Origin of the sequence: Cytobacillus firmus, assembly GCF_023715565.1 — a bacterium.
Taxonomy (GTDB): Bacteria; Bacillota; Bacilli; order Bacillales; family Cytobacillaceae; genus Cytobacillus; species Cytobacillus firmus_C.
The window spans coordinates 1-23,544 of the sequence record NZ_JAMBOJ010000060.1 but is presented as its reverse complement, the minus strand read 5'-3'; the positions used below and the strand labels follow the sequence as shown (position 1 = coordinate 23,544).

Annotated in this window: 24 protein-coding genes; 10 read left to right on the top strand and 14 right to left on the bottom strand. The window is 42.5% G+C overall.

Going from position 1 to position 23,544, the window contains the following annotated elements:
• The first annotated feature begins 38 nt into the window (after positions 1-38).
• Positions 39-4,511 carry a glutamate synthase-related protein gene (locus M3205_RS20040; protein WP_251171488.1) on the top strand — a complete coding sequence of 1,491 codons (4,473 nt, stop codon included), beginning with the start codon at positions 39-41 and terminating at the stop codon, positions 4,509-4,511.
• Between the two features lie 250 nt (positions 4,512-4,761).
• Entirely contained in the window at positions 4,762-5,838 is a 1,077-nt protein-coding gene (locus M3205_RS20035) for an FUSC family protein (protein ID WP_251171487.1), read from the top strand.
• A 59-nt stretch (positions 5,839-5,897) separates the two neighbouring features.
• Here the strand turns inward: M3205_RS20035 and nikC are convergent, their stop codons facing one another.
• From nikC to fabL, 10 genes are all read right to left on the bottom strand, one after another.
• Positions 5,898-6,758 (bottom strand): nickel transporter permease, encoded by an 861-nt coding sequence (gene nikC / locus M3205_RS20030; RefSeq protein WP_251171497.1) that lies wholly within the window; start codon positions 6,756-6,758, stop codon positions 5,898-5,900.
• 54 nt (positions 6,759-6,812) lie between these two features.
• On the bottom strand, positions 6,813-7,817 hold the full coding sequence (locus tag M3205_RS20025) for an ABC transporter permease (RefSeq protein ID WP_251171486.1): 1,005 nt from the start codon (positions 7,815-7,817) through the stop codon (positions 6,813-6,815).
• A gap of 122 nt (positions 7,818-7,939) precedes the next feature.
• Complete coding sequence (locus tag M3205_RS20020) at positions 7,940-9,550, bottom strand: ABC transporter substrate-binding protein (protein ID WP_251171485.1); 1,611 nt, start codon at positions 9,548-9,550, stop codon at positions 7,940-7,942.
• An 83-nt stretch (positions 9,551-9,633) separates the two neighbouring features.
• Positions 9,634-10,602: an ABC transporter ATP-binding protein gene (locus M3205_RS20015; protein WP_251171484.1), complete on the bottom strand. Its 969-nt coding sequence runs from the start codon at positions 10,600-10,602 to the stop codon at positions 9,634-9,636.
• The gene (locus M3205_RS20010; RefSeq protein WP_311315744.1) at positions 10,577-11,593 is read right to left on the bottom strand and encodes an ABC transporter ATP-binding protein; all 1,017 of its coding nucleotides are present in this window, start codon (positions 11,591-11,593) and stop codon (positions 10,577-10,579) included. Before M3205_RS20010 ends, M3205_RS20015 begins: the two co-directional genes overlap by 26 nt.
• 325 nt (positions 11,594-11,918) lie before the next feature.
• Complete coding sequence (locus M3205_RS20005; RefSeq protein WP_285886669.1) at positions 11,919-13,667, bottom strand: ABC transporter ATP-binding protein; 1,749 nt, start codon at positions 13,665-13,667, stop codon at positions 11,919-11,921.
• A gap of 144 nt (positions 13,668-13,811) precedes the next feature.
• On the bottom strand, positions 13,812-14,342 hold the full coding sequence (gene ntdP, locus M3205_RS20000) for a nucleoside tri-diphosphate phosphatase (RefSeq protein ID WP_251171481.1): 531 nt from the start codon (positions 14,340-14,342) through the stop codon (positions 13,812-13,814).
• 288 nt (positions 14,343-14,630) lie between these two features.
• Complete coding sequence (locus M3205_RS19995) at positions 14,631-14,882, bottom strand: YgaB family protein (protein ID WP_035333110.1); 252 nt, start codon at positions 14,880-14,882, stop codon at positions 14,631-14,633.
• Between the two features lie 281 nt (positions 14,883-15,163).
• A complete protein-coding gene (locus M3205_RS19990) occupies positions 15,164-15,355 on the bottom strand; it encodes a gamma-type small acid-soluble spore protein (protein WP_251171480.1) in 192 nt (63 codons plus the stop codon).
• A gap of 85 nt (positions 15,356-15,440) precedes the next feature.
• Positions 15,441-16,190 (bottom strand): enoyl-[acyl-carrier-protein] reductase FabL, encoded by a 750-nt coding sequence (fabL, locus tag M3205_RS19985; protein WP_095246224.1) that lies wholly within the window; start codon positions 16,188-16,190, stop codon positions 15,441-15,443.
• 354 nt (positions 16,191-16,544) lie between these two features.
• Between fabL and M3205_RS19980 the strand changes: the two genes are divergently transcribed.
• Positions 16,545-16,769, top strand: coding sequence for a hypothetical protein (locus M3205_RS19980; RefSeq protein ID WP_095246223.1), 225 nt, complete (start codon positions 16,545-16,547; stop codon positions 16,767-16,769).
• Between the two features lie 32 nt (positions 16,770-16,801).
• On the opposite strand, the gene mutY is transcribed toward M3205_RS19980, so the two are convergent.
• Positions 16,802-17,896 (bottom strand): A/G-specific adenine glycosylase, encoded by a 1,095-nt coding sequence (gene mutY, locus M3205_RS19975; RefSeq protein WP_251171479.1) that lies wholly within the window; start codon positions 17,894-17,896, stop codon positions 16,802-16,804.
• A gap of 200 nt (positions 17,897-18,096) precedes the next feature.
• Here mutY and M3205_RS19970 point away from each other — a divergent pair, with 200 nt between their 5' ends.
• Positions 18,097-19,077 (top strand): metal-dependent hydrolase, encoded by a 981-nt coding sequence (locus M3205_RS19970; protein WP_251171478.1) that lies wholly within the window; start codon positions 18,097-18,099, stop codon positions 19,075-19,077.
• A gap of 33 nt (positions 19,078-19,110) precedes the next feature.
• On the opposite strand, the gene M3205_RS19965 is transcribed toward M3205_RS19970, so the two are convergent.
• Positions 19,111-19,380 (bottom strand): YfhJ family protein, encoded by a 270-nt coding sequence (locus tag M3205_RS19965; RefSeq protein ID WP_251171477.1) that lies wholly within the window; start codon positions 19,378-19,380, stop codon positions 19,111-19,113.
• A gap of 127 nt (positions 19,381-19,507) precedes the next feature.
• Between M3205_RS19965 and M3205_RS19960 the strand changes: the two genes are divergently transcribed.
• Together M3205_RS19960 and M3205_RS19955 are read left to right on the top strand one after the other, a co-directional pair.
• A complete protein-coding gene (locus M3205_RS19960; RefSeq protein ID WP_048011772.1) occupies positions 19,508-19,678 on the top strand; it encodes a small, acid-soluble spore protein K in 171 nt (56 codons plus the stop codon).
• A gap of 19 nt (positions 19,679-19,697) precedes the next feature.
• Positions 19,698-19,856 (top strand): YpzG family protein, encoded by a 159-nt coding sequence (locus M3205_RS19955; RefSeq protein WP_251171476.1) that lies wholly within the window; start codon positions 19,698-19,700, stop codon positions 19,854-19,856.
• Positions 19,857-19,915: 59 nt separating this feature from the next.
• Here the strand turns inward: M3205_RS19955 and M3205_RS19950 are convergent, their stop codons facing one another.
• A complete protein-coding gene (locus tag M3205_RS19950; RefSeq protein WP_251171475.1) occupies positions 19,916-20,245 on the bottom strand; it encodes a YfhH family protein in 330 nt (109 codons plus the stop codon).
• A 178-nt stretch (positions 20,246-20,423) separates the two neighbouring features.
• On the opposite strand from M3205_RS19950, the gene M3205_RS19945 reads away from it, so the two are divergent.
• Positions 20,424-21,095, top strand: coding sequence for an SDR family NAD(P)-dependent oxidoreductase (locus tag M3205_RS19945; RefSeq protein ID WP_251171474.1), 672 nt, complete (start codon positions 20,424-20,426; stop codon positions 21,093-21,095).
• Between the two features lie 18 nt (positions 21,096-21,113).
• On the opposite strand, the gene recX is transcribed toward M3205_RS19945, so the two are convergent.
• The gene (gene recX, locus M3205_RS19940) at positions 21,114-21,917 is read right to left on the bottom strand and encodes a recombination regulator RecX (protein ID WP_251171473.1); all 804 of its coding nucleotides are present in this window, start codon (positions 21,915-21,917) and stop codon (positions 21,114-21,116) included.
• 104 nt (positions 21,918-22,021) lie between these two features.
• Between recX and M3205_RS19935 the strand changes: the two genes are divergently transcribed.
• The 3 genes from M3205_RS19935 (at position 22,022) to M3205_RS19925 (ending at position 23,409) form a co-directional block, all read left to right on the top strand.
• Entirely contained in the window at positions 22,022-22,927 is a 906-nt protein-coding gene (locus M3205_RS19935) for a TIGR01777 family oxidoreductase (protein ID WP_251171472.1), read from the top strand.
• A gap of 74 nt (positions 22,928-23,001) precedes the next feature.
• Entirely contained in the window at positions 23,002-23,127 is a 126-nt protein-coding gene (locus M3205_RS19930; RefSeq protein WP_251171471.1) for a YfhE family protein, read from the top strand.
• Between the two features lie 93 nt (positions 23,128-23,220).
• Positions 23,221-23,409, top strand: a complete 189-nt coding sequence (locus M3205_RS19925; protein ID WP_251171470.1) for a YfhD family protein — start codon at positions 23,221-23,223, stop codon at positions 23,407-23,409.
• Positions 23,410-23,544 lie beyond the last annotated feature (135 nt).

Below are 23,544 nucleotides of genomic sequence, written 5' to 3'. Positions count from 1 at the left end.
ACGGCTTTAAGGCACAGCCTTATTTTCAGCCGAATTTTATGACATTACAGCAATGGAGTCCTTCACTTTTTAAAGAGTTTCACCGCCAGGAGCATGATGCGTGCGGTATCGTTTCTGCCATGGAGAAAAAGAAAGTGCCAACCCGCGAAAATATTTTCAGCTGCATCAATGCACTCGTTACGATGAATCACCGTGCCGGTTTTATTAATGGAGAAGGCGACGGGGTAGGGATCCATATTGATATCCCTAGAGAGCTGTGGAAAGAAAAGTTAAAGGCCGCAGGAGCTGACTCTAAAGCAGCAGAAAAAGAAGGATTTGTGGTTGGACATGTATTTATGTCCAGGAAGCAGGATACTGAATTACTGAAAACGATCTTGCTGCAAAAACTCGCTGACGCTAATCTGACGGTTATTTATGCATCTGACGAAGTAACCGAATCTTCAGCTTTGGGACCGATTGCCATACAGGAAAATCCAGTATTCTGGCAGTTTGCCTGTTTAGCAGAATCGAATGGTGCAGAACTCTCCAAAAAACTGTTTGAATTAATAGTTAGTTTCGAAGAAGACGAACATGTCCATGTTGCCTCACTTAGCCAGCATCATGCTGTGTACAAAGTTATGGGAGCCGGAGATATTCTTCCGAAATATTATCACGACCTGGCAAGCCCCCTTGTTGCTTCAACCATGACGCTTGGGCATAATCGCTATTCAACTAACACATTATCAAGCTTTTTCCGTGTACAGCCTTTTAGCGTGTTGGGACACAACGGGGAAATCAACACCATTGCCAAGCTTAGGGATGAAGCCAAAATGGTCGGCGTTCCACTGGTTAAAGACGGCAGTGACTCACAGGATCTGAGCAGAACGCTTGAAACGTTTATTTGCCGTGACGGCTATACTCTTTTTGAAGCAATGGATGTCATGTTCCCTCCAATCGTGAATGAAATCAAGTCATACCCTGAGCATCTTCAGGATATGTACGCCTATATCCGGGAAGCATGGGGACATTTTGCCCAGGGACCTGCAGGAATTATTTCCAGATTTGCCGATGAGGCAGTGTTCAGTGTCGATGCATTGGGCCTTCGCCCGCTGTGGATGCTGGAAACTGAAAGCTCCTACATGTTCTCATCAGAACCAGGAATCATCCCGTCTTCCGAATATGTTAATGAGCCCAAGCCGTTGTCACCAGGTGAAAAAGTGGGACTGAAATGGGACGGTGATACGCTGGCTGTTTACGAGCACAGCCAATATCAGGCTGAAGTTTTTAACCGATTTTCACTAAGAGTGAACGCTGAAAATTTCAGGGTTCGCCTGCAGTCTCCAAAATTAGAAAAAACCATTACTGTAAATTACCCTGATAAGATTCATAACGGGCAGTATAAAGCATTCGGCTGGGAGAGAGACCATGTCCAGCTTGTTGAGCAAATGGCAGAAAAAGGCGCAGAGCCAATCCGTTCTCTAGGACACGATTCACCATTAGCAGCACTGAATCCTCAGCGGAAAAACATCGCAGATTTTATTAAGGAAAGTGTTGCTGTCGTTACAAACCCTGCAATTGACCGTGACCGGGAAACTGAGCATTTCTCAACCCGTACGATTATCGGCCAGCGTCCTTCATTATTTGAAAAACAGGAGCAAGGGGCCGTAATTGAATTGCAGACTCCTATTTTAATAGAAGGCAAAGCAGGCTTTGAATGTTCCGCTGAACTCAATCAGCCGAGCTATGACCAGGTAACCGGCTATTATCAGGAAAAAAAGCTGATATCTTATTTATCTTCCACATTTACGAAAGATGAAACCGTTAAAGAAGCTTTAGACCGTTTAGCAGCAGAAGCGGTTGAGACGGTTAAAAATGGCAAAACCCTGCTTGTACTGGATGATGCCAATGCTCATCAGGAGGACTCTTACTGGATTGATCCGCACCTGGCCGTCTCTGCGATTGATCAGGCTCTTGTCAAAGAGGCATTGCGACGTGAATGTTCCCTGCTGCTCCGGTCAGCTTCAATCAGATCGCTTCATGACATCATTACCGCATTTGGTTTAGGCGCTGATATTATAAGCCCTTACTATATGTTCATGACGGTTCTTGGCGAATCTGATACACCGCTGAAGAATTTATACTCAGCATTGACCAAAGGTCTTGAAAAAGTTATTTCAACAATCGGCATTCATGAATTAAGAGGCTATGGACGTTTATTCTCTGCTATCGGTCTTCATGAAGAATTAGCAGAATATCTGAATATCGTAAATTTCTTCGGATCTAAAGAGCTATCATTTAGCTTTAGCACTTTAAAGGAAGACGCTTTTACAAGAGCGGAAGATTACCAGAATGAAAAGGAGCGGATCGGAAAAACGTTCAGCCTTTTCCCGCGTATCTGGAAAGCAATCGGCGAAGTTGCCTCAACTGGTGACTACAATGCATATAAAGAAAAAATCACAGAACAGGAAGACCAAAATCCAACAACAATCCGTCATTTAACCGGATTTAAGGAAACGGCTTCTCATCTAAAGCCGGAAGATATCAGCTTGCATGTGGGCGAGCATGATCTGCCATTTATCATCTCCTCCATGTCCTTTGGTTCTCAGAATGAAACGGCCTTTAGAGCGTATGCAGAAGGCGCTGACAGACTGAACATGGTCAGCTTGAATGGAGAAGGCGGAGAAATCAAGGATATGCTTGGAAAGTATCCGAGAACCCGCGGACAGCAGGTAGCATCAGGACGCTTTGGTGTTAATGCCGAGCTCTTGAATTCATCCAACCTGCTGGAAATCAAAATTGGGCAGGGTGCAAAGCCTGGTGAAGGCGGTCACCTTCCTGGATCCAAGGTAACGGCAAAAATTGCAGAGGCGCGTAATGCTACAATCGGATCAGATTTGATTTCACCTTCCAACAACCATGATATCTACTCGATTGAAGATTTGGCACAGATGATCCACGAGCTTAAGACAGCCAATGACAAAGCAAAGGTTGCTGTTAAGGTGCCGGTTGTACCAAATATCGGTACCATTGCAGTTGGGATTGCAAAAGCCGGTGCTGACATTATCACACTGAGCGGCTTTGACGGTGGTACTGGGGCAGCGAGAATTCACGCCCTGCAGCATGTTGGCCTTCCAGTTGAAATTGGTGTAAAGGCAGCTCACAACGCTCTTCTCGAAGCAGGGATCCGCGATAATGTGGAACTTTGGGCTGATGGCGGCATCAAGAGTGCTGCGGACGTATTAAAAGTTATGCTGCTTGGTGCTAACCGTGTAGGATTCGGTACACTTTCCATGCTTGCCATCGGGTGTACGACATGCCGCGGCTGCCATCTTGATACGTGCCATGTTGGGATTGCAACTCAAATAGATTCAGAGGCACAGGCGAAGGAACATGGTTTAAGACGATTTGTTCCACGACAATTCGATCTTGCTGTCAAAGGCATTATGAACCTGTTTACTGCTTTTGGAGAAGAACTGAAAGCATTGTCTGCTTCTATCGGCATAAAAAATCTGCAGGATGCTGTAGGACGTTCCGATCTGCTTGTGCAGATTAAGGGGCAGGACCAGCTTGACCTGACTCACCTGCTGAAAACACTTGAAATCGGCCAATTCTCTGCTCAGGAAGCACCTGAAGCCCTGCAGGAAGCCCAGTTGCAGGTAGCTGTTGGAGCAGAGTATCTCGATGCAAGTGTAGAAGAACTGGATCAGTCACGTGAATTCCAAAGCGTCACTTCCGAGCAGCGCGTATTGGGAAGCCGGGTTTCCTGCCACCGTGTAAGAAACAGACTCGACGGTTCTTACAAAAGTCTTCCGCAAGTTGATTTGAAATACAAAGGCGGTTCCATCCCGGGTAATGGTCTTGGAGCTTACAACAGCTTCGGCATCAACATTGAAGTTGCCGGAGGTGCTCAGGATGGCATCGGAAAAACTTCGTTTGGGGGACAAATTAAAATCTTTAAAGCCAAAGGCAAGAATGGCAAGTTTTACAATGGCTCGGTCGGTAAAGGCTTTGGGTATGGAGCACAGGAAGGCTTGCTTATAGCTCAAGGAAATGCTGACGCCCGTGCCGGAATCAGATTATCCGGAGCTGATATGATTATCGGCGGCCAGCTGCAAAAGCCGCTGCCTGAAAAAGAATACGGCAACATCGGTTCCAATGCCAACATTAAAGGTTTTGCCTTTGAGTATATGACGAATGGTCGTGGATTAGTTCTAGGAGATGCCGGTCCATGGATCTGCGCAGGAATGACAGGCGGGGTTGTTTACTTAAGACACCAGCCGGAAATGGGCTTAACAAAAGAAGCTATCCAGCGCAGAATTGCCAAGGGAGCTAAAGTCTCCGTTACAACTCTTTCCGATAAAGGAAAGGAAGATGTAAAAGAAATGCTTGGCCAATACATTGCCCTTCTGAATGATCAGGGACAGACAGAAGAAGCTTCCCAGCTTGCTTCCCTTCTTGATTATCCGGAAGACCACTTTGTTCAAGTCATCCCTGTCAAAGAGCAAGCAGACCCGTCTGTTTCTACAGAGTGATTATCTGCACAATCAAGCCCCACCCGTTTCTGCGGATGGGGCTTTTTGTCTTCATTTAGGCACCCGTAACTTTTTTCTTACTTTTAATCATAATTTCATAAAAATGCCCCTTGAACTTCTTTCCATATCCCTGTATAGTACAATATTGTTTAACAATGAGCAAAATCGTTTAAAGTATGTATAATTACTGCTTTTACGGTTATCGCTTTTAAATGAATCCTATTTTTATGAAAGAAAGGACATACATTGTATGAAACTTGGCGCCCGCATACTTAAGACGGGAATCGCAATCATTTTAGCTCTATTATTATCAGAACTTTTTCAGCTTCCTGCTCCTATCTTTGCAGGAATTGCCGCTATTTTTGCCGTTCAGCCGACCATTTACAGATCTTATCTATCTATTGTGGAACAGATTCAGGGGAACGCAATCGGCGCATTAATTGCCGTGATTTTTGTACTTTTATTCGGCAATCATGTTTTTATCATTGGCCTTGCCGCAATTATTGTTATCACGATTAATCTTAAGCTTAAAATAGAAAACACAATTGGCCTCTCACTTGTAACCCTGATTGTCATTATGGAGACACCAGGCGATACCTTTCTGCAATTTGCACTTATTCGATTCTCAACCGTTATGCTAGGGGTATTGTCAGCTTTTATCGTTAATCTTGTATTTTTGCCTCCTAAATACGAAAACAAGCTTTATTTTAAAATATCCAATAACACAGAGGAAATTACTAAATGGATCCGGCTTACCATACGCCATGCTTCTGAACACAGACTGCTGAAAAACGATATTGATAAAATGAAAGATAGTAATGTTAAGCTTGAACAGCTTTACTTTATGTATAAAGAGGAAAGAAATTATTTTAAGCGAAATGACCTGGTTAAATCCAGGAAACTCGTTATATATCGGCAAATGATTTCCACAGTTAAACGCTCACTGGAGACATTAAAAAAGCTTCATCGCTTTGAAAATGATTTGCAGCAAATGCCTGAAGAATTCCAGTATGCTGTGCAGCAGAAGCTTGATATTCTCATCCATTATCATGAACACATCATGCTTAAATTTATTGGGAAAGTTCGTCCGAATGTAGTATTTGAGGAAGGCGACTTCAGCATGAGCAGAAAGGAACTGGTGAACCTTTTTCTGGCTCAGCAAAAAGAACATGAACACGATGAAGAATCCATTCTTCCGCATATTATGCAGGTGGTATCAGCTATTGTTGATTACGATGAACATGTAGAGCACTTGGATAAACTTATTTCTAGTTTTCAGGCATATCATAAAGAGGAAAATGAGGTTTCCATACCGGATGCTGAGTAAACTTGTATGTGCTATATCCACTCATAGGAAAAAGCAGCTGATGTCAGCTGCTTTTTTTGTTAATTCTTCATTCGCGGATCAAGTGCGTCCCTTAGTCCATCACCCATTAAATTAAATCCCAAAACTGTTAGCATGATTGCAAGCCCGGGGAAGATCATAGTCCACGGCGCCTGGATTAAAAATGCCTTCGCATCAGAAAGCATTTTTCCCCATTCAGGATTTGGCGCCTCTGCACCGAGGCCAAGAAATCCAAGGGCAGCACATTCGATAATGGCTGTTGCAATCGCAAGTGTTCCCTGCACAATGATAGGCGCCATACTATTTGGCAGCACATGTCTGAAGAGGATTCGGCTGTTGCTCATCCCAATTGCTTTTGCAGCCATAATATATTCCTCCTGTTTAACACTCAGCACCCTTGAACGGATTAATCTGCCAAAATTCGGAATATTGATAACCGCAATGGCAATTAAGGCATTTCTCAAAGATGGTCCAAGCACGGCCACAATTGCAATGGCCAGCAATATGCTTGGGAAAGCAAGCATGATATCAAATACACGGGAAATAATGGTATCAACCCATTTGCCGTAATATCCTGCTACTACACCTAAAAGGCATCCAACTACAATAGATCCGATTACGGCCAGAAAGCCTACCCATAAAGAAATCCTTGCCCCATATACAACCCTCGAAAAGATATCCCGCCCGAAGTCATCTGTTCCAAACCAATGCTCGCTAGATGGAGCCTGAAGTCTTTTGGACAGCATTTGTTCATTAATCCCTTGCGGAGCAATAAGAGGTGCAAATACTGCCAGAATGATGAAAAATACGACAATAATAGTGCCGATTAAAGCCAGTTTATTTTTTCTAAAGCTCCTCCATGCTTCCACCCAGGGGGAAACCGCTTTTTCTTCAGCAGGCATAATAGGCGGCTGAAGGTCTTTTTGTGTTGATAGTTCCAAGTACGTTCCCCCTCCTTAATTATATTTAATTCGCGGATCAATTGCTGCATACAGCAAGTCTACAACCAGATTGATCATGACAAAGATAAATGCAATGATAAGTATGCCTGACTGGATAACAGGATAGTCCCGATAGTTAATAGCTTCATAAATATATCGTCCAATTCCCGGCCAGCTGAAAATCGTTTCCGTTAAAATGGCGCCTCCAAGCAATAACCCCATTTGAAGACCGATAATCGTAAGAACTGGAATGATGGCATTCTTTAATGAGTGCTTATAAACAACCCAGAACATTCTCAAACCTTTGGCCCTAGCTGTTCTGACAAAATCTGATCTCATTACTTCAAGCATCGTAGAACGGGTTATCCTTGCAATGATTGCCATCGGGATAGTGGCCAGGGCAAATGACGGCAGAATCAGGTGTCTGATGACATCCCAGAATTGATCTATCCTTCCCTGCAGGAGAGTATCAATCATATATATGTTCGTAATGGCTTCAATCGGATTTCTTACTTCTTCCCTACCCGATGTAGGCAGCCAGTCCAGTTTAATGGCAAATGCCCACTGCTCCATCAAGCCGAGCCAGAAGATTGGCATGGAAACGCCAATAAGCGCCAGCACCATTGCCACATAATCAAACCACGAATTCTGATACCAGGCACTGATGATTCCGGCATTCACACCGATAAAAACAGCAATTAACATGGCAACGAATGTAAGTTCAATTGTTGCAGCCAGATACGGCCAAATTTCCTGGCTTATTTCCGTTTTTGTCCGGAGTGATTCTCCAAGATCCCCCGTAATAAGACCGCCCAGATATGTAAAATATTGAAGGTACCAAGGCTGATCCAGCCCCAGCTGCTTCGTTAATTCCTCTACTGCTTCTTTTGTTGCCAATTGTCCCAGGATAATCTGTGCCGGATTACCTGGTATTGCCCGGATCATAAAAAAGACGATCAGGGAAAGTCCCAGCAGAACGGGAATTAGGGAAAACAGACGTTTAAGTGTGTAGGACAGCATTGCCATCTCACCTCTCTTGAAGGAGTTATCTAAAGTATTTTGTAATAGAAAAGGGAGCTACAGAACTGTACTCCCTTTTCCTTGAAATATAAGAAGTATACTTATCTCACTTGAGAAGCATCTTATTTAAATTCTACAGTTGCAAGTAAATCAGAACCTGTTGGATGCGGCTTGAAGCCTGTGATATCAGCTTTACCCGCAAGGATTGGTCTTGAGTGAACAAGCGGAATCCATGGAGCATCATCTTTGATCAGAAGCTGAGCCTCTTTGTAAAGTTTTTCACGCTCTTCCTGGTCAGGACTTGCCTGAGCTTTTACAAGCAGTTCATGCACCTCTGGGTTCTGGTAGTATGAGTAGTTGTTAGAACCGATGCTGTCCTGGTCAAGAAGTACATACAGGAAGTTATCAGCATCTCCGTTGTCGCCAGTCCATCCTAATAGGAATGTATCAGCTTCACCATTCTTGGCTTTATCCAGGTAAGTACCCCACTCATAAGTTACGATCTTTGCTTTTACACCGATTGCATCAAAGTTGGCTTGCAGTGCTTCAGCCACTTTCTGTCCATCCGGCATATATGGTCTAGGAACAGGCATTGCCCATAGCTCCATTTCAAAGCCATCTTCATATCCTGCTTCTTTTAAGAGTTCCTTTGCTTTTTCAGGATCATACTCGTAATCCTTAACGTCATCATTATAACCCGCTACAACTGAAGGCATTGGGTTTTTCGCAGGCTCAGCTGCACCGGCATAGAATGCATCAATAAGAGCTTGCTTATCAACTGCATAGTTCAATGCCTGGCGGACTTTTTTATCCTTTAATGGTCCTCGTGTGCTTGTCAATCCAAGGTAAGCTACGTTTAATGATGGACGTTCAAACGTTTGAAGATCCGAATTTCCTTCGATTTGGCCTACATCACTGAAGTTAACACCATCGATTAAGTCTACTTCACCTGTAGCTAACGCGTTCAGACGGGCAGAGTTTTCAGGGATGACACGGAAGATAACCTGGTCAAGCTTCGGAAGGCCCTCGTCCCAGTAGTCTTCATTTTTAACAAGTGTAATGCGGTCGTTTGCTTTGTATTCTTTAAATACAAATGGACCTGTACCCACCGGGTTATGAATGAATTTATCACCATGCTTTTCAATTGCAGCCGGGCTTGCAATTCCAAATGGAGACATTGCAAGGTTCTTAAAGAATGGTGCAATTGGCTTGTTTAAAGTAAACTCAACTGTGTAATCATCTACTGCTTTTACTTCAGAGATTTTATCTCCAAATTGAGAGTTATAGTAATAGAACTGCTCAGCGCTTCCAGCTTTCCATCTTTCAAAGTTGAAGACAACCGCTTCAGCATTGAAATCAGTTCCATCATGGAACTTAACGCCTTCACGCAGTTTTAAAGTATGCTTTAACCCATCTTCGCTTGAATCCCATTCAGTAGCAAGTCCAGGCTGAATTTCTGTATCCTGCTCACCAAATTCAATCAAAGTTTCATAGATATTTTTTGTAACTTTAAAAGATTCACCTTCAGTTGTAATAGCCGGATCAAGTGAAGTAGAATCACCGCCGCGACCAAATACCAGTGTGCCGCCTGATGACGCTTCTTCTGTATCTGTACCTTTCTCTTTATCCTTTTCGTCTTTCGTTCCGCTGCTTGAGTTGCTGCTGCAGCCTGCAAGAGCCAGTGACAGTAACAAAGCTGCAACCAGGAACCAAATGCCTTTGCGCTTCTTCATTGTTTTCCCCCTCTTTTTCTTTTGCCGGTATCGGCTATTTACTTTTTATTTATCATCCATGCAGTACTGCCCATTCTTATAGCTCAGCTATAAAGATGGCAGGCTGCAAAGTGACCAGGTTCAATTTCCTTCAGCTGCGGCCTATCTGTTTTGCAGATTGCCATGCATTCTTTACATCTCGTATGGAAAGCACATCCAGCTGGAGGATTCTGCGGGCTTGGGATGTCCCCAGTCAATAGCTCCCTGTCTTTCTTTAAAGTCGGGTCAGGGATGGGAACGGCTCCAAGCAATGCCTTCGTGTACGGATGCAGCGGCTTATCGTAGAGCTGCTCAGATGTTGTGATCTCTACTAATCTTCCGAGATACATAACACCAACTCTATCACTGATATGTTTAACTACCCCTAGATCATGGGCAATGAATATATACGTCAGCTGAAATTCTTTTTGCAGATCTTCGAGCAGATTAAGCACCTGTGATTGAATGGATACATCAAGAGCTGAAACAGGTTCATCTGCAATGATCAGCTTAGGCTTGGTCATCAATGCCCTTGCGATTCCTATCCTCTGCCTTTGGCCACCGCTGAATTGATGCGGATAGCGTTTGGCATGGTAGCTGCTGAGGCCGACAACCTCAAGCATCTCTCTTACCCGCTGTTTGCGCTCTTCTTTATTTCCGATGCCGTGGACAATGAGAGGCTCCTCCAATATCTGCTCAACAGTATGGCGGGGGTTTAATGACGCAAACGGATCCTGGAATACCATCTGCATTTCCTTTCTCATCTTGCGCATTTCCGCTGAGTTTAGGGAAGTCAATTCCTTGCCTTCAAAAACTACCTTCCCCTCTGTTGGTTCGATCAGTCGCATCAGCATTCTTCCAGTGGTTGATTTGCCGCAGCCAGATTCACCAACAAGGCCTAGCGTTTCCCCTTTGTTAACGAAGAAGCTGATATCATCAACAGCTTTCACATCACCCTGTTTTCTTCCAAACAGCCCGCCTGTTACGGGGAAATATTTCTTTAGCTGATTAACTTCCAACAGCACTTCGGTCATTGATGACACCTCCAGACTCATGCAGGAAACAGCGCACTGTATGCGGTTCTGCATTATTCGCATTATAAAGTGGAGGACTTTCCGTCAGGCAACGGTCATGGACAAATTCACATCGCGCTGCAAAACGGCATCCAGTCTTGATGGAGCCCGGTTTAGGCACATTTCCCGGAATGGAGTATAATCGCTCTTTTTTTTCTCTAACATCAGGCACTGATTGAAGAAGTCCCTGAGTGTAAGGATGCTTTGGATTTTTGAATATCTCTTTTACAGGAGCTTCCTCTACTATTTTCCCGGCATACATGACAATTACCCTTTCACACACTTCTGCTACTACCCCGAGATCATGCGTAATCATAACTATGGCTGTGTCCAGCTTTTGATTAAGATCCTTCATAAGGGATAATATCTGTGCCTGGATTGTCACGTCCAAAGCGGTTGTCGGCTCATCTGCTATCAGAAGACGAGGATGGCAGGACAAAGCCATCGCAATCATTACCCTCTGCCTCATTCCCCCTGAAAGCTGGTGGGGATATTCCTTTATAATCTGTTCTGCTCTCGGCAGACCTACAAGCTTAAGCATTTCAACAGCCTGCTGGATAGCAGCCTTCTTATTTAACTTTTTATGTAATTTAATTCCTTCTGTCAGCTGATCTCCAATTGTAAATAAAGGATTCAATGAAGTCATCGGCTCCTGAAAAATCATAGCCACTTCATTTCCTCTTATTTCACGCATTCTTTTTTCTGATGCTTTAACGAGATCTTCTCCATCGAGAAGAATTTCCCCGCCAACTATTTTTCCCGGGGGCTGTGGAATCAGTTTCATGATGGATAGAGATGTAACACTCTTTCCGCAGCCTGATTCACCTACTATCCCCAAAATCTCACCCTTGTTGACAGAGAAGCTGATATCATCCACTGCCGGAACTTCTCCATCTGAAGAGAAAAAGGAAGTCCTTAGCTGTTTTACATCTAATACTGGAGCTTGAGTCACACGGATACTCCTTTCCTGATCGTCCGTTTCTATGAAATAGGACATTTTTAACAATTTTGGACCTTATGTCACTATCTTTTTTCATTCTATAAAAAAAGATTGGTTAAGTCTACTCATTTTTCAAAATTATTTAAATATAGTAAACATTATATTATTTCAATGCTATTTTTTAGGGAAAATATACATATCCTAATAATAGTTATGAATAAAAACGGACATTCATGACGTTTTTCTGTTTACAGTACTTTGACACTATAACAATTTGACGCATTGCCATGCAAAAGCAACAATAAAGCCGGCCCTGTAAATAGAGCCGGCTTTTAGCCTAATTTTCAAGCTGCTGAACCTGAAAAAGTTTATAATAATTGCCTTGTTTTTTCATTAATTCTTCATGGCTACCCGCTTCTGAAATTTCACCATGCTCTATCAGAATAATTCTATCAGCATGTGTGATGGTGGAAAGGCGATGCGCCACGATAAAAGTGGTCCGGTCTTTAGCCAGCTTTTCCAATGCTTCCTGTATCAGATGTTCACTCTCCAAATCAAGAGCTGAAGTGGCTTCATCCAGTACAAGGATCGGCGGATTTTTCAAAAAGATTCTCGCAATGGCAATTCGCTGCTTCTGTCCTCCCGACAATTTAACTCCGCGCTCGCCAACCTTGGTGTTATAGCCTTCCGGCAAATTCATAATAAATTCGTGGGCATTTGCAGCCTTGGCAGCTTCGATTACTTCCTCTTCAGTGGCATGGGGTTTGCCGAGAAGAATATTTGTTTTAACCGATTCACTGAACAAAATATTATCCTGAAGCACCATTCCGATTTTATCGCGGAGGCTCCTGACTTTAAAGGAACGGATATCCCTGCCGTCAAGCAGAATTCTGCCTTCATTCACATCGTAAAAACGCGGAATGAGCCCTACCAGAGAGGACTTCCCTCCTCCGCTCATCCCTACAAGAGCAATCGTTTCCCCTGCCGATACATCAAGGGTAATTTCCTTTAAAACCGGAGGCTCATTCTCGTTGTAAGAAAAGCTGACTTCTTCAAATTGAATATGCCCTTTTACATCTCTGCATTCGATAGCATCAGCTGAATCGTCAATATCGTATTTCTCATCAATTAACTCGAATACCCGATCCATGGATGCAATTGATTGGGTTAAGGTGGTGGAAGAGTTAACAAGCCTTCTAAGCGGGCCGTACAATCTATCAATATAAGCAACAAATGCCATCATCACACCGAGGGAGATTTCCCCCTGAATAACCTGATATCCTGAATATCCAATGACTAATAGCGGTGAAATATCTGTAATGGTGTTAACAACTGCAAATGCCTTCGCATTCCACTTCGTATGATCGATCGCTTTTGTCAGGAAATTCTTATTTTGCGCATCAAATTGGGTTTGCTCATAATCCTCAATGGCAAAGCTTTTAACAACTGCCATCCCCTGAACACGTTCATGTAGATAGCCCTGTACCTCTGCAAGAGCCTGTGACCGTTCTCTGGTCAGCTTTCTGAGATTTCCAAAAAAGTATTTAACTGAAAAAGCATAGAATGGAAATAAAAGCAGTGATACGATCGTCAGAGTAACATCCATTTTCAGCATAATCGCAACTGCAATTATTATGGTTGCCACATCTAGCCATAAATTCATTAACCCGGTCACGATGAATGTTTTAGTTTGTTCCACATCATTTATGACCCGTGAGATAACTTCGCCTGTTCTTGTATTCGCATAGTATTTGAAGCTTAACTTCTGGATGTGTGTAAACAGCCTGTCCCGGATATCATAAAGAATTTTGCTTGCCACCCACTGGGCAAAATATTGGCGGTAATACTCTATTGGCGGACGTGCAATGACAAATATGGCAATCATCACACCCATAACCATTAACAGTGTACTCGTCTTATCGCCCTGGCTTAATAAATCATTACCAATAATATCATCTATTACATACTTAATCAGAAGCGGAATCAAAAGCGGAATAGCAAACTTAATGATGCCTATTATGATGGTTCCAATAATCTGAAGCCGATAGGGCTTAACGAAATTCAAATATCTTTTTATACTGTCCAACCACATCGCCCCCTCTCTGTCTCATTCCCAGTTATTTTCTTAAAATTACCCCTAAATACCGCAATCATGCAGATTCAGGGCAAAAATAAAAACCTGCTGACTCAAAGTCCAACAGGCGTTTTTTTTTCGGCATTCAGCCCTTTTTTAGCGTCTGTAAGTAAGATAACGTTCATACCATATATCAATAAAGTCGGGTGCAAAAGGACCTTTTCTCTGACGGATCCAATGGATGAGGTTGTCCACATTTGATTTAAGGATGCTGTCAATCACATTCGGGTAATTCATTTCCTGACGGTGCCGTTCATACTCATCTTCGTCAAGCAAATTGAATGTCATGTCAGGATATACTTTAATATCGAGATCATAATCAATATACTTTAACGCTTCTCCGTCAAAAATAAATGGTGAACTGATATTACAGTAATAATAAACACCATCTTCCCGAATCATTCCAATCACATTAAACCAGTGCTGGGAATGAAAATAACAAATGGCTGGCTCTCTCGTCACCCATGTTCTTCCGTCAGATTCTGTTACGATTGTCCGGTCATTTCCGCCAATCACCAGATTTTGTGTCCCTTTTAATACGGTTGTTTCCTCCCAGACGCGGTGGATATGCCCATTATGTTTATAGCTGTGTATTTGCATTGGTTCGCCTTCGATGGGTACCGCCATTCTTTTTCCCCTACTTTCCTTCCGGAAGCTTTGCAACCTGATAATACTTTTTTGGCGCCTTTAATAGGCTTCCTCCCCTTCATGCTAAGCGCATACTGCACAGCATGACTCAATAATATCCAAAAGATAAAGGCAACAAAGTACGATTCCTGTTTTCTACTATTATAACGGTAAAAGGAAATTTTTAAAACAAAGAGCCATTGAAATGTATCAACGGCTGTAAAAAAAGGATATAATAGCTTATTTTATAAGTATTGAAGACAACCAAAGATTATAGGAAATTTATCTTTAGACGGTTACATTTACTTTTTGGTAGGAGCGGATGACCTCTTCGGTCTGTTCCTCAAAGATACGATGAATTTGTTTGAGCTCTTCCTTCATCCTGGCAATTTCATACTGTACACTTTCTAGCTCTGTTTCCTGCTGAATAGCTTTTAATTCCTCTTCAATCTCCTGGCAGCGCTCCAGTTCACTCTGCAGATAAAGAAGCTTTTCCATCGTTTTCATCTGTTCTGAAACTAAACTGTTAAAGTTCTCCATGTTTGTTCCACCGTCCCCATTATTTTTCCTATTCTATAATTTCGCTGTACCTATTTTTAACCCTTTGACTAGTTATGTTGACTTTATGGAAGTTTTGTCGAAGGGACAGAGCATAAGAAAAGCGCAAACGCCTTGTCCACCTCCAACAAGCACAAGAGGAGGGAATAGGCGCTTGCGCTGAACAGTTTGGACGTTCAAAAATTAAATACTTTCTTAGTCTTTGCAACAAAAAAAGAAGCCGCCCTTTCCATTTAAAAGGCGGCTTCTTTCTTTAGATGTAATTAGCGGCTTTGTTTGCCTGCATTTTGACCTTTGCGAGCTTCAGCTTGCTGGTTTTGCTGTTTTACTTCAGCAGCATTTGTTTCGCTGGCAAATTCAGTACCGTATTGGCCTTGGCCAGCAGATTGTGCATTTTGTTGTCTCACTTCTTGAACGTTAGTTCCTGCTTGAGATTGGTTTGGTTTTTTAGCCATTATAATCACCTCCACGCTCATTAATTTAACCGGGAGCGGAAGAAACTATCCAACTTTTTTATTAACCAAAAATAACCATATTTATTTAAACAAGCAGAGAAATGCCTCCATCCACAATAATCGTCTGGCCGCGGATCATACTGGACTCCTCACCTAACAAGAACATAACTGTATTCACCATATCTTCAATTTCAACCATTCGTCCTGCAGGGGTTTTCGTTTTTGCTTCTTCGAGAAGCTCTGCACGGTTAGGGAAATGTTTTAAAGCTTCTGTATCCACGGCACCGCCTGAAACAGCGTTTACGGTGATATTTTTAGGAGCCAGCTCAACAGCAAGGTAACGTGTTAATGCTTCTAAAGCTGCCTTGGAAACCCCAACAGTTGTATAGTTTTCCAGATAGCGGATAGACCCGAGCGAGCTGATGCTTACGATTTTTCCACCGCCGCTCTTCTCCATTAGCTTTGCAGCTTCCTGACCGCAGAAAAGCAGTGCTTTGCTGTTAATATTCATCGTCCAATCCCAATGTGATTCTTCCAGTTCCATAACCGGACGCAGAACCCCGGAAGCTGCATTGTTAACAAACACATCAAGCCTCCCAAATTCACGGTCAATCTCAGCGAACAGGCCTTTAATTTTCTCTACATCCCCCACGTTTGCTTTTACAACCAGGGCTTTTCTGCCAAGCGCTTCAATTTCAGCTGCTGTTTCATTTGCAGCCGATTTGCTGCGTGCGTAATTGATGACAATGTCATAGCCTTCTTTGGCAAGCCTGATGGCTGTTGCCTTTCCAATTCCTCTGCTGCTTCCTGTAACCAGTGCTACTTTTTGTGTCATGATTCAATTTCCTTTCTGTTATGTATTTCTGTTGTTTAAGGATTCTTATCACGGGAATTTATTATATGTGATATTCCAACCAGCGGGAATTTTCCTTATCCCCCACTGATTGTTAGTTGAGGCCCACAGGACGTGGCGTTCTAGTCTTTGTTCTTCTTTTCGGGTCTTTACCGGCAGTTTGACCTCCGCTTAACCTCCTTTGATTCCTCTGAGTCTTGAAGTGGGGGTCTTACTGTCCGTTAGACTGCGATAAACAAAACACCTTACCAATTTCATTTTAGCTTTTTCCATGTATAGATGGCAATTCGAATTAAAACACTATCTGTAATCCAATTGAGGAAAGGAAGATGGCATATGTTTGTCGGACGGGATATGACAGAGCTTTCGATGATGTCAAAATCGGATTGGAAGGACAGCGAGCTTGCTTTTTACCATCATTCATTTCAGCAGATCATGCCCTATTTAAATGCTGAGGGCCAGACGATTCATAGGGAGATTGTTGAAGAAATAGAAAACCGCGGCGGACTGAAAAGACAGGAAGCCGATTATACTCATGGGACGCGGGTTAGCTATGAGTGAAGGGAAAAGGGGATTATTCCCCTTTTTCATAATCAGCTTTCAACATATTGCTTCCAGATTTTCTGATGGGAAACCGGAAAAGGAATTTCCTTCATTTCTTCAAGAGTGACTAATTTCAAATCATTTTTTTCCTCTTTAAGTTCTAACAATTTTCCTTTATAAGCATTTATGTTCCATGTTAAATGGGAAAAAACGTGTTCGATCTGACCCGTCATTTCCTGTATATCCACATTGGCTCCATATTGGGTGCAGAATGCATCCTTCATCTGTTCTTTGTCGCTTACATAAGCAATGTTGATCTCTGTCATGGGAAATTCCCATAGATTAGCAAGCAGGCCATTGCCGGGTCTTTTGTGTATTAGCACTCTGTCTTGATCATCGATAAGGACTGCGGATGCTAATTGCACATTTTTTTGCTTTTTGGTTTTTGTTTTTACGGGCAGATCCTGCTGAGTCCCTTCATAAAACGCAGTACAATGTTCTCTCACCGGGCATAATAAACAGGAAGGAGAGGTTGGTGTACATATTAATGCCCCAAGCTCCATAAGTGCCTGGTTAAAATGGGACGGGTTTTCATGTGAAATTAATGTTCGAACGGAAGACTCAAATATTTTCCTGGAAGATGCCTTAGCAATATCTTCCCAGATGGAGAGGATTCGCGACAGGACACGCATTACATTGCCATCCACAGCCGGTTCGGGTTTTCCATACGCTATACTGAGAATGGCCCCTGCCGTATAGGGTCCCACTCCTTTTAGGGACGAGATTTCTTTTGGTGTATCCGGAACTTTTCCCCCATACTTTTCATGAACCTCCCGGACGGCTGCCTGAAGATTTCTTGCTCTTGAATAATATCCAAGACCTTCCCAGGCTTTTAATACCTTTTCTTCATCTGCTTCAGAAAGATCCTTAATGGTCGGAAACTGTTCAATAAAACGGTGAAAATAGGGGATTACGGTGTCCACCCTCGTCTGCTGAAGCATAATTTCAGAAACCCAGACTTTGTACGGATCCTGATCCTTTCTCCAGGGCAAATCCCTGTGCTCCGCTTCGAACCAGCTTAGCAAGTCATCTTGAAAACCTTTTATATCGGTTGATTCGATTGTATTTTGATTAACTTCTTTCAATTTTTTAATCCTCCTGATGTTAAACAATCGGAAAATATGGGAATATATTAGTACAGTCGCTGCTTAACATTTTGCCTTAAGTTTGCAACACCTTTAAAGGTACCCATATTCAGCTGTTAATACAAGAATTTTGCTGTTACACTTTAAGTAATTTTGGTACTCTGTACAAGATTTGTTACCAGGGAAGGAGGTATTTCCTCTTGGATACCGGCACACATGTAGTGATGGGGCTGGCGCTTGGCGGCATAGCCACTCTTGATCCCGTTGTTGCGGAGAGTTCTGCTACAGCAACAAGTGTCATGATTGGTGCCATCGTCGGTTCTCAAATACCTGATATCGATACTGTCTTAAAACTAAGAAATAATGCCGTTTATATTCGCAATCACAGGGGAATTACCCACTCCATACCGGCCGTCCTGTTATGGCCGCTTGCCATACTTGCTGTAGTTTATCCGTTTTTTCCGTCTGCGGATCTGCTGCACCTATGGCTATGGACTTTTTTGGCTGTATTCCTGCATGTATTTGTAGACATATTCAATGCATATGGAACACAGGCACTCCGGCCCTTTTCATCCAAATGGGTAGCTCTGGGGATTATTAACACATTTGACCCGTTCATTTTCGGGATTCATGTCGCAGGATTATTCATCTGGGCATTTGGGGCTCATCCCGGTTATACATTTCTAATCATTTATGGCATTATTGTCATTTATTATCTTCTGCGGTTTGCAGCCCAGAGAAGTGTATTAAATGCCGTAAAGGTTATGATACCGGATGCAAATGAAATCATTATTGCCCCAACGATGAGGTTTAATCAGTGGCGTGTGGCGGTTATGAGCAGGCAGCAATTTTTTGTCGGGCGTGCTGTTAAAAACCATGTGAGAATTCTCGATCAATTTAATCGCGTTCCCGTTCCTGAGTCACCTGTTATAGAAGCTGCGAAGAAAGATAAAAACCTGTCTGCCTTCCTGTCCTTCTCACCGGTTTACCGCTGGGAAGTGGATGAATATGATGATTATTATGAAGTTCGCTTTATAGACCTTCGCTACCGGAGCAATGGACATTATCCATTTGTAGCCGTGGTTCAGCTCGATCGGGAGTTTAACATTCAATCATCTTATACAGGCTGGATTTTCAGCGAGGAAAAGCTTCGAAAAAAACTCGATATTCTCCCAGGTTAATGAAAACAGGCTGCTTCTATTGGCAGCCTGTTTTTAATTTAGGGTATTCTTATCCTGCTCAAGCAAATGCTTATATTTAGGATTATTGGCAACAAATTCATGGAGCCTGCTGCCATAGTTTTCGATCCATTGTCTTACAATTCTTTCTGTCATTTCAGCACCCTTATATTCTCTGCCAGCCTTGGCATATGTTGCTTCGAAATCCTCCCAAAGCAGTTCAATCCATGTCTGTGCCTGTCTTGCTGAAAGCAGGTCATTCTTTTCCAATAAAAGCTCATAAAGCTTTTGCTGGTACTCATTCATAAAAATCTCCTCTTTTCCATTTATTAATGCCGTTAATCCTTCATAGCCTTCCGTAAAATACAAATAATAGTATTACGTGATCAGCTATTTGCCGGTCACGCTCTTATTCCGGTTTAGGAGGCTTGTTATGCGCAATAAAGCGAGAAATTTCCCAAATCAGAACAATATAAAATTGGAGGGGGAGCCTCGGGCAAAAGCAGAGTATGCTTCACGCCGGGCGGATGGCACGATTAACACCCACCCTCAGGAACGAATGAAGGCTTCTACAGACCGCGAAAGTGATACACCCGAATTTTAAAATACAGGGAGGCTTGGTTATGGGAAACAGCAAAAACTTTTTTGGTGATAATCCGTATTCCAGTCCATTTACTTCACCGCACTTTAGGCCTAAACGTTCACATTCACAAGTAAATGGCGAGACCCAGCAAACTCAAGACCTCATTATTTTAAAAAGGCAGATTCGCAAAAACTCTTAAGGTGAAACATCAATCAGGGGGGCTTTCTCCCTCTGATTGTTTCTTACTGCCCAGTTGGTTCACCCTTTTCCCGCTAATTTTTTCAGCATGGAAATGGGCAGAGCTTCTTCTCCTTTGCTACCATTCAGCCGGAATCCCCAGGCAAATACACCATTCATATAGTCAATCTTAAAGTAAACACCTGGATCCCCGTCAACTTCAAAAATTTCACCGGGTAAAAAATCATCCGGGTTTAGCAGATAAGATTTCGCCATAATAACTTTGCGTTCCAGCACCGCAAACTCATTTACCATTCCCATCTGTTCAGCTTTCTTAGCTTTTTCATTTAAACTGGCAATTTCCTGCTGAAGCTCATACGTAGTCATAGTACTGTATCTTTTTTCCTGCATATTAATATCCTCTTACTTTCTTCAGATAGTTACATTTACAGTTAAGACTTCCATAGCTAAGTATATGAGAAAATGCCCGTTTAGAAAAGGCTCCTGTTTTTTGTTTTTGATGCCTAATCGCATGTGTTGGACTTTTTTGCTAAGATGGAGGTGATAAGTCATTTCAAGGAGGATACAGATGAAGTCAGTCATCATTACCGGCGCAGGGTCAGGCTTGGGAAAAGAGCTTGCTTTATTGTTTGCGGAACAGGGATTTCATATTGTTTTAACAGGCAGGACATTGGACAAGCTGCAGAACGTGGAACAGGAAATTTTTGAGTCCGGCGGAAGCGCGGAAGTCCATACATTAGATATTACACAAAGCAAAGAGATCAGCAAATTAATGATGCAACTCCAAAACCAAGAACTTTATGGCCTTATAAACAATGCCGGAGTTGGGCATTTCGGGCCAGTTAACAGCCTTTCGAAGCAAAACATTCAGGACATGTTCGACACCAACACGCTCGGTACTATTTACATGACGCAGGCCGTTCTGCCCTTTTTAAAAGACGTAAACGAAGGCCTGCTGATGAATATCATTTCGACTGCGGGCTTAAAAGGGAAAGTAAATGAATCCGTATATGTGGCAAGCAAATTCGCTGTAAGAGGCTTTACAGAAAGTCTTCAGAAGGAACTGGAGAGTACAAATATTAAAGTTACAGCGGTTTATATGGGCGGCATGGACACCCCTTTCTGGGACGAAAGCGACCATATCAAGGACAAATCAAGGCTTCGTTCTCCTAAAGAAGTGGCAGAAATGATTCTGGATCATATGGAAGAAGATACAATTGTCATCGAGTCAAAAAAATAACACATGGGCTTCCATGTGTTATTCTTCTTCATTTAAGAATTGCTCTATTAAATCAAAAGAAAAACCTTTTCTGAACAAGGCTTGCTTCATCTTCTGCGTATATTCGAACTCAGGAAGGTTTGCATATTTCTTTCTTGCTTTTTCGGCCTGAAACCTCAGGGCAGCCAATTCTTCATCCTCTTCTTTATCAATCTCCGTTTCAGATACAGCTTCTTGAATGATTTCAAAATTAAAGCCTTTGCGCATTAACATCTGTTCCAGCTTTTGTTTAAGGATTTTTGATGAATCCCTGACGTATTTCTTTGAATACTTTTCACACAGCCTTATGGCAGCAGCTACTTCTGCATCCCTTGGATATTCTTCCAATGCAATTTCGATTAATTGAGGGGAAATTCCTTTCTCCTTCAGTTCTGTGCGGATCAGGCCTTTCCCTTTATCTGATGTATTCATTTGTGTACGCACAAAAGCTGCTGCAAATTCTTCATCGTTTAGAAAATGATAATTATACAATTTGTGGATAACTTCCTGAATAACCGGTTCTTCCACTTCTTTTTCAGCTAAATGTTTGCGGACTTCGGTTTCCGAGCGCATTCTTCTGGATAAATAATGAATAGCCCTGTTATAAGCTTTCCGGATATCATCCTGGTAGCCAATTTCATTTAAAGAGAATTCATCAAGCTCCATTCCCTTTTTTAACTGATGCTTAATTAAAACATCTTCATCCACGCTAAAAGCATATTCTTCACCTCTCCCATAATCCATATATATATTGTAGCGGTCTGTGTTTTTTTTCTGAACTGTGATTTTCGTAATAGTCGGCATTTGCTCCACCTCTTATCTTAAATGTAACACATCCAAAAAAGGATTTTGAAAGAAAACGTCGTAAAATGTACCAAAGGATATGACACTTGAAAGGGGAATTTCCCATGAGAATAGCCATCACCGGCGGAACTGGTTTTGTTGGAAGCGCCTTGGTTAAAAAATTATTGGATAAAAAACATGAACTGTTCATTCTTACAAGAAATACAGCAAATAAAAACCCATCTAAAAATTTGAATTATGTACAATGGCTGAATGATGATGACTCACCTGAGGATGCTTTGGAAAGCATTGACGTGTTTATCAACCTGGCCGGTGAGTCCATTAACAGCGGAAGATGGACAGATCAACGCAAAAAGCGTATATTAAACAGCCGAATTACTGCCACTAGGGAAGTTCTCCGCATTATTAGCCGCCTTGAAGAAAAGCCGTATACATTAATCAATGCCAGTGCGGTCGGTTACTATGGCACATCCCTGAATGAAACCTTTACAGAATCCAAAAGGAAAAGCGGAACTGATTTTTTAGCTGAAACAGTAAAATTCTGGGAAGAAGAGGCCTCCAAAGCTGAAGAGTTTGAAGTCCGGACCGTTTTCTGCAGATTTGGAATCATTCTCGAAAAGAACGATGGAGCCCTTCCGCGAATAGCCCTTCCCTACAAACTATTTGCCGGCGGGCCAGTTGGAACGGGTGATCAATGGGTTTCCTGGATTCATTTAGATGATGTTGTAAACGGAATCCTTCATTGTATTGAACACGAGCAGCTGCAGGGGCCCGTTAATTTTACATCTCCAAATCCCCTGAAAATGAAAAAATTCGGAAAAATACTTGGTGACGTCCTTAATCGTCCCCACTGGCTGCCTGCTCCCGGTTTTGCTTTAAAAATAGCTCTAGGGGAAATGAGCACACTGGTATTGGAAGGACAAAAGGTGCTTCCGGAAAAATTGCAGACATTCGGCTATGACTTCTTATTTCCGGATTTACGTTCAGCTCTCAGGAATATTTATGAATGAAATTTGTATCATTTATATGAAACAAGGGAAAAATAAGGGAAGTGTGTACCCTTATTTTGAAAGGATGATGCAAAGTGGATAAAAAGAAAAGAGACAAATCCAAAAGCACGCTATCAAGCATGCAGGAAGTAACATATTCAAGAGAATTCAAACGGGCTGACAAAGTCGGCGGATTTGCAGGCAGACAGGCTAAACATTAATTTCCACTCATAGCACCCCGATCGATGGTACATGATAAAGGTACGGAAACACCAGAGTTTCCGTACCTTTATTGCTGAAAGGGGTTATTTGCTATGGGCCGTGCACATGGACATAAAACTCGTGATAAAAACAAAGCATCACTTCCACAAGTACCGAAAAACATGAAATCTGACGGCATTGACGTAGAATTTAACCGCGAACTCGCCGATCATGATGATCTCGATGCAATGGCACGTTCCAAGGCTGCCGATCAGCGGGCAAAAAGCCGCAAAAAGCGCTAGCTCAAAGGTAAAAAAAGAGGCTGGGACAAAACCCACCTCTGAAATGAAAAAGCCGGTGACATTTTACGACGAGTAAAATGTCACCGGCTTTGATTGTTTTTGAGAAAAATAAGGACCACTTCTGATACAATTAAG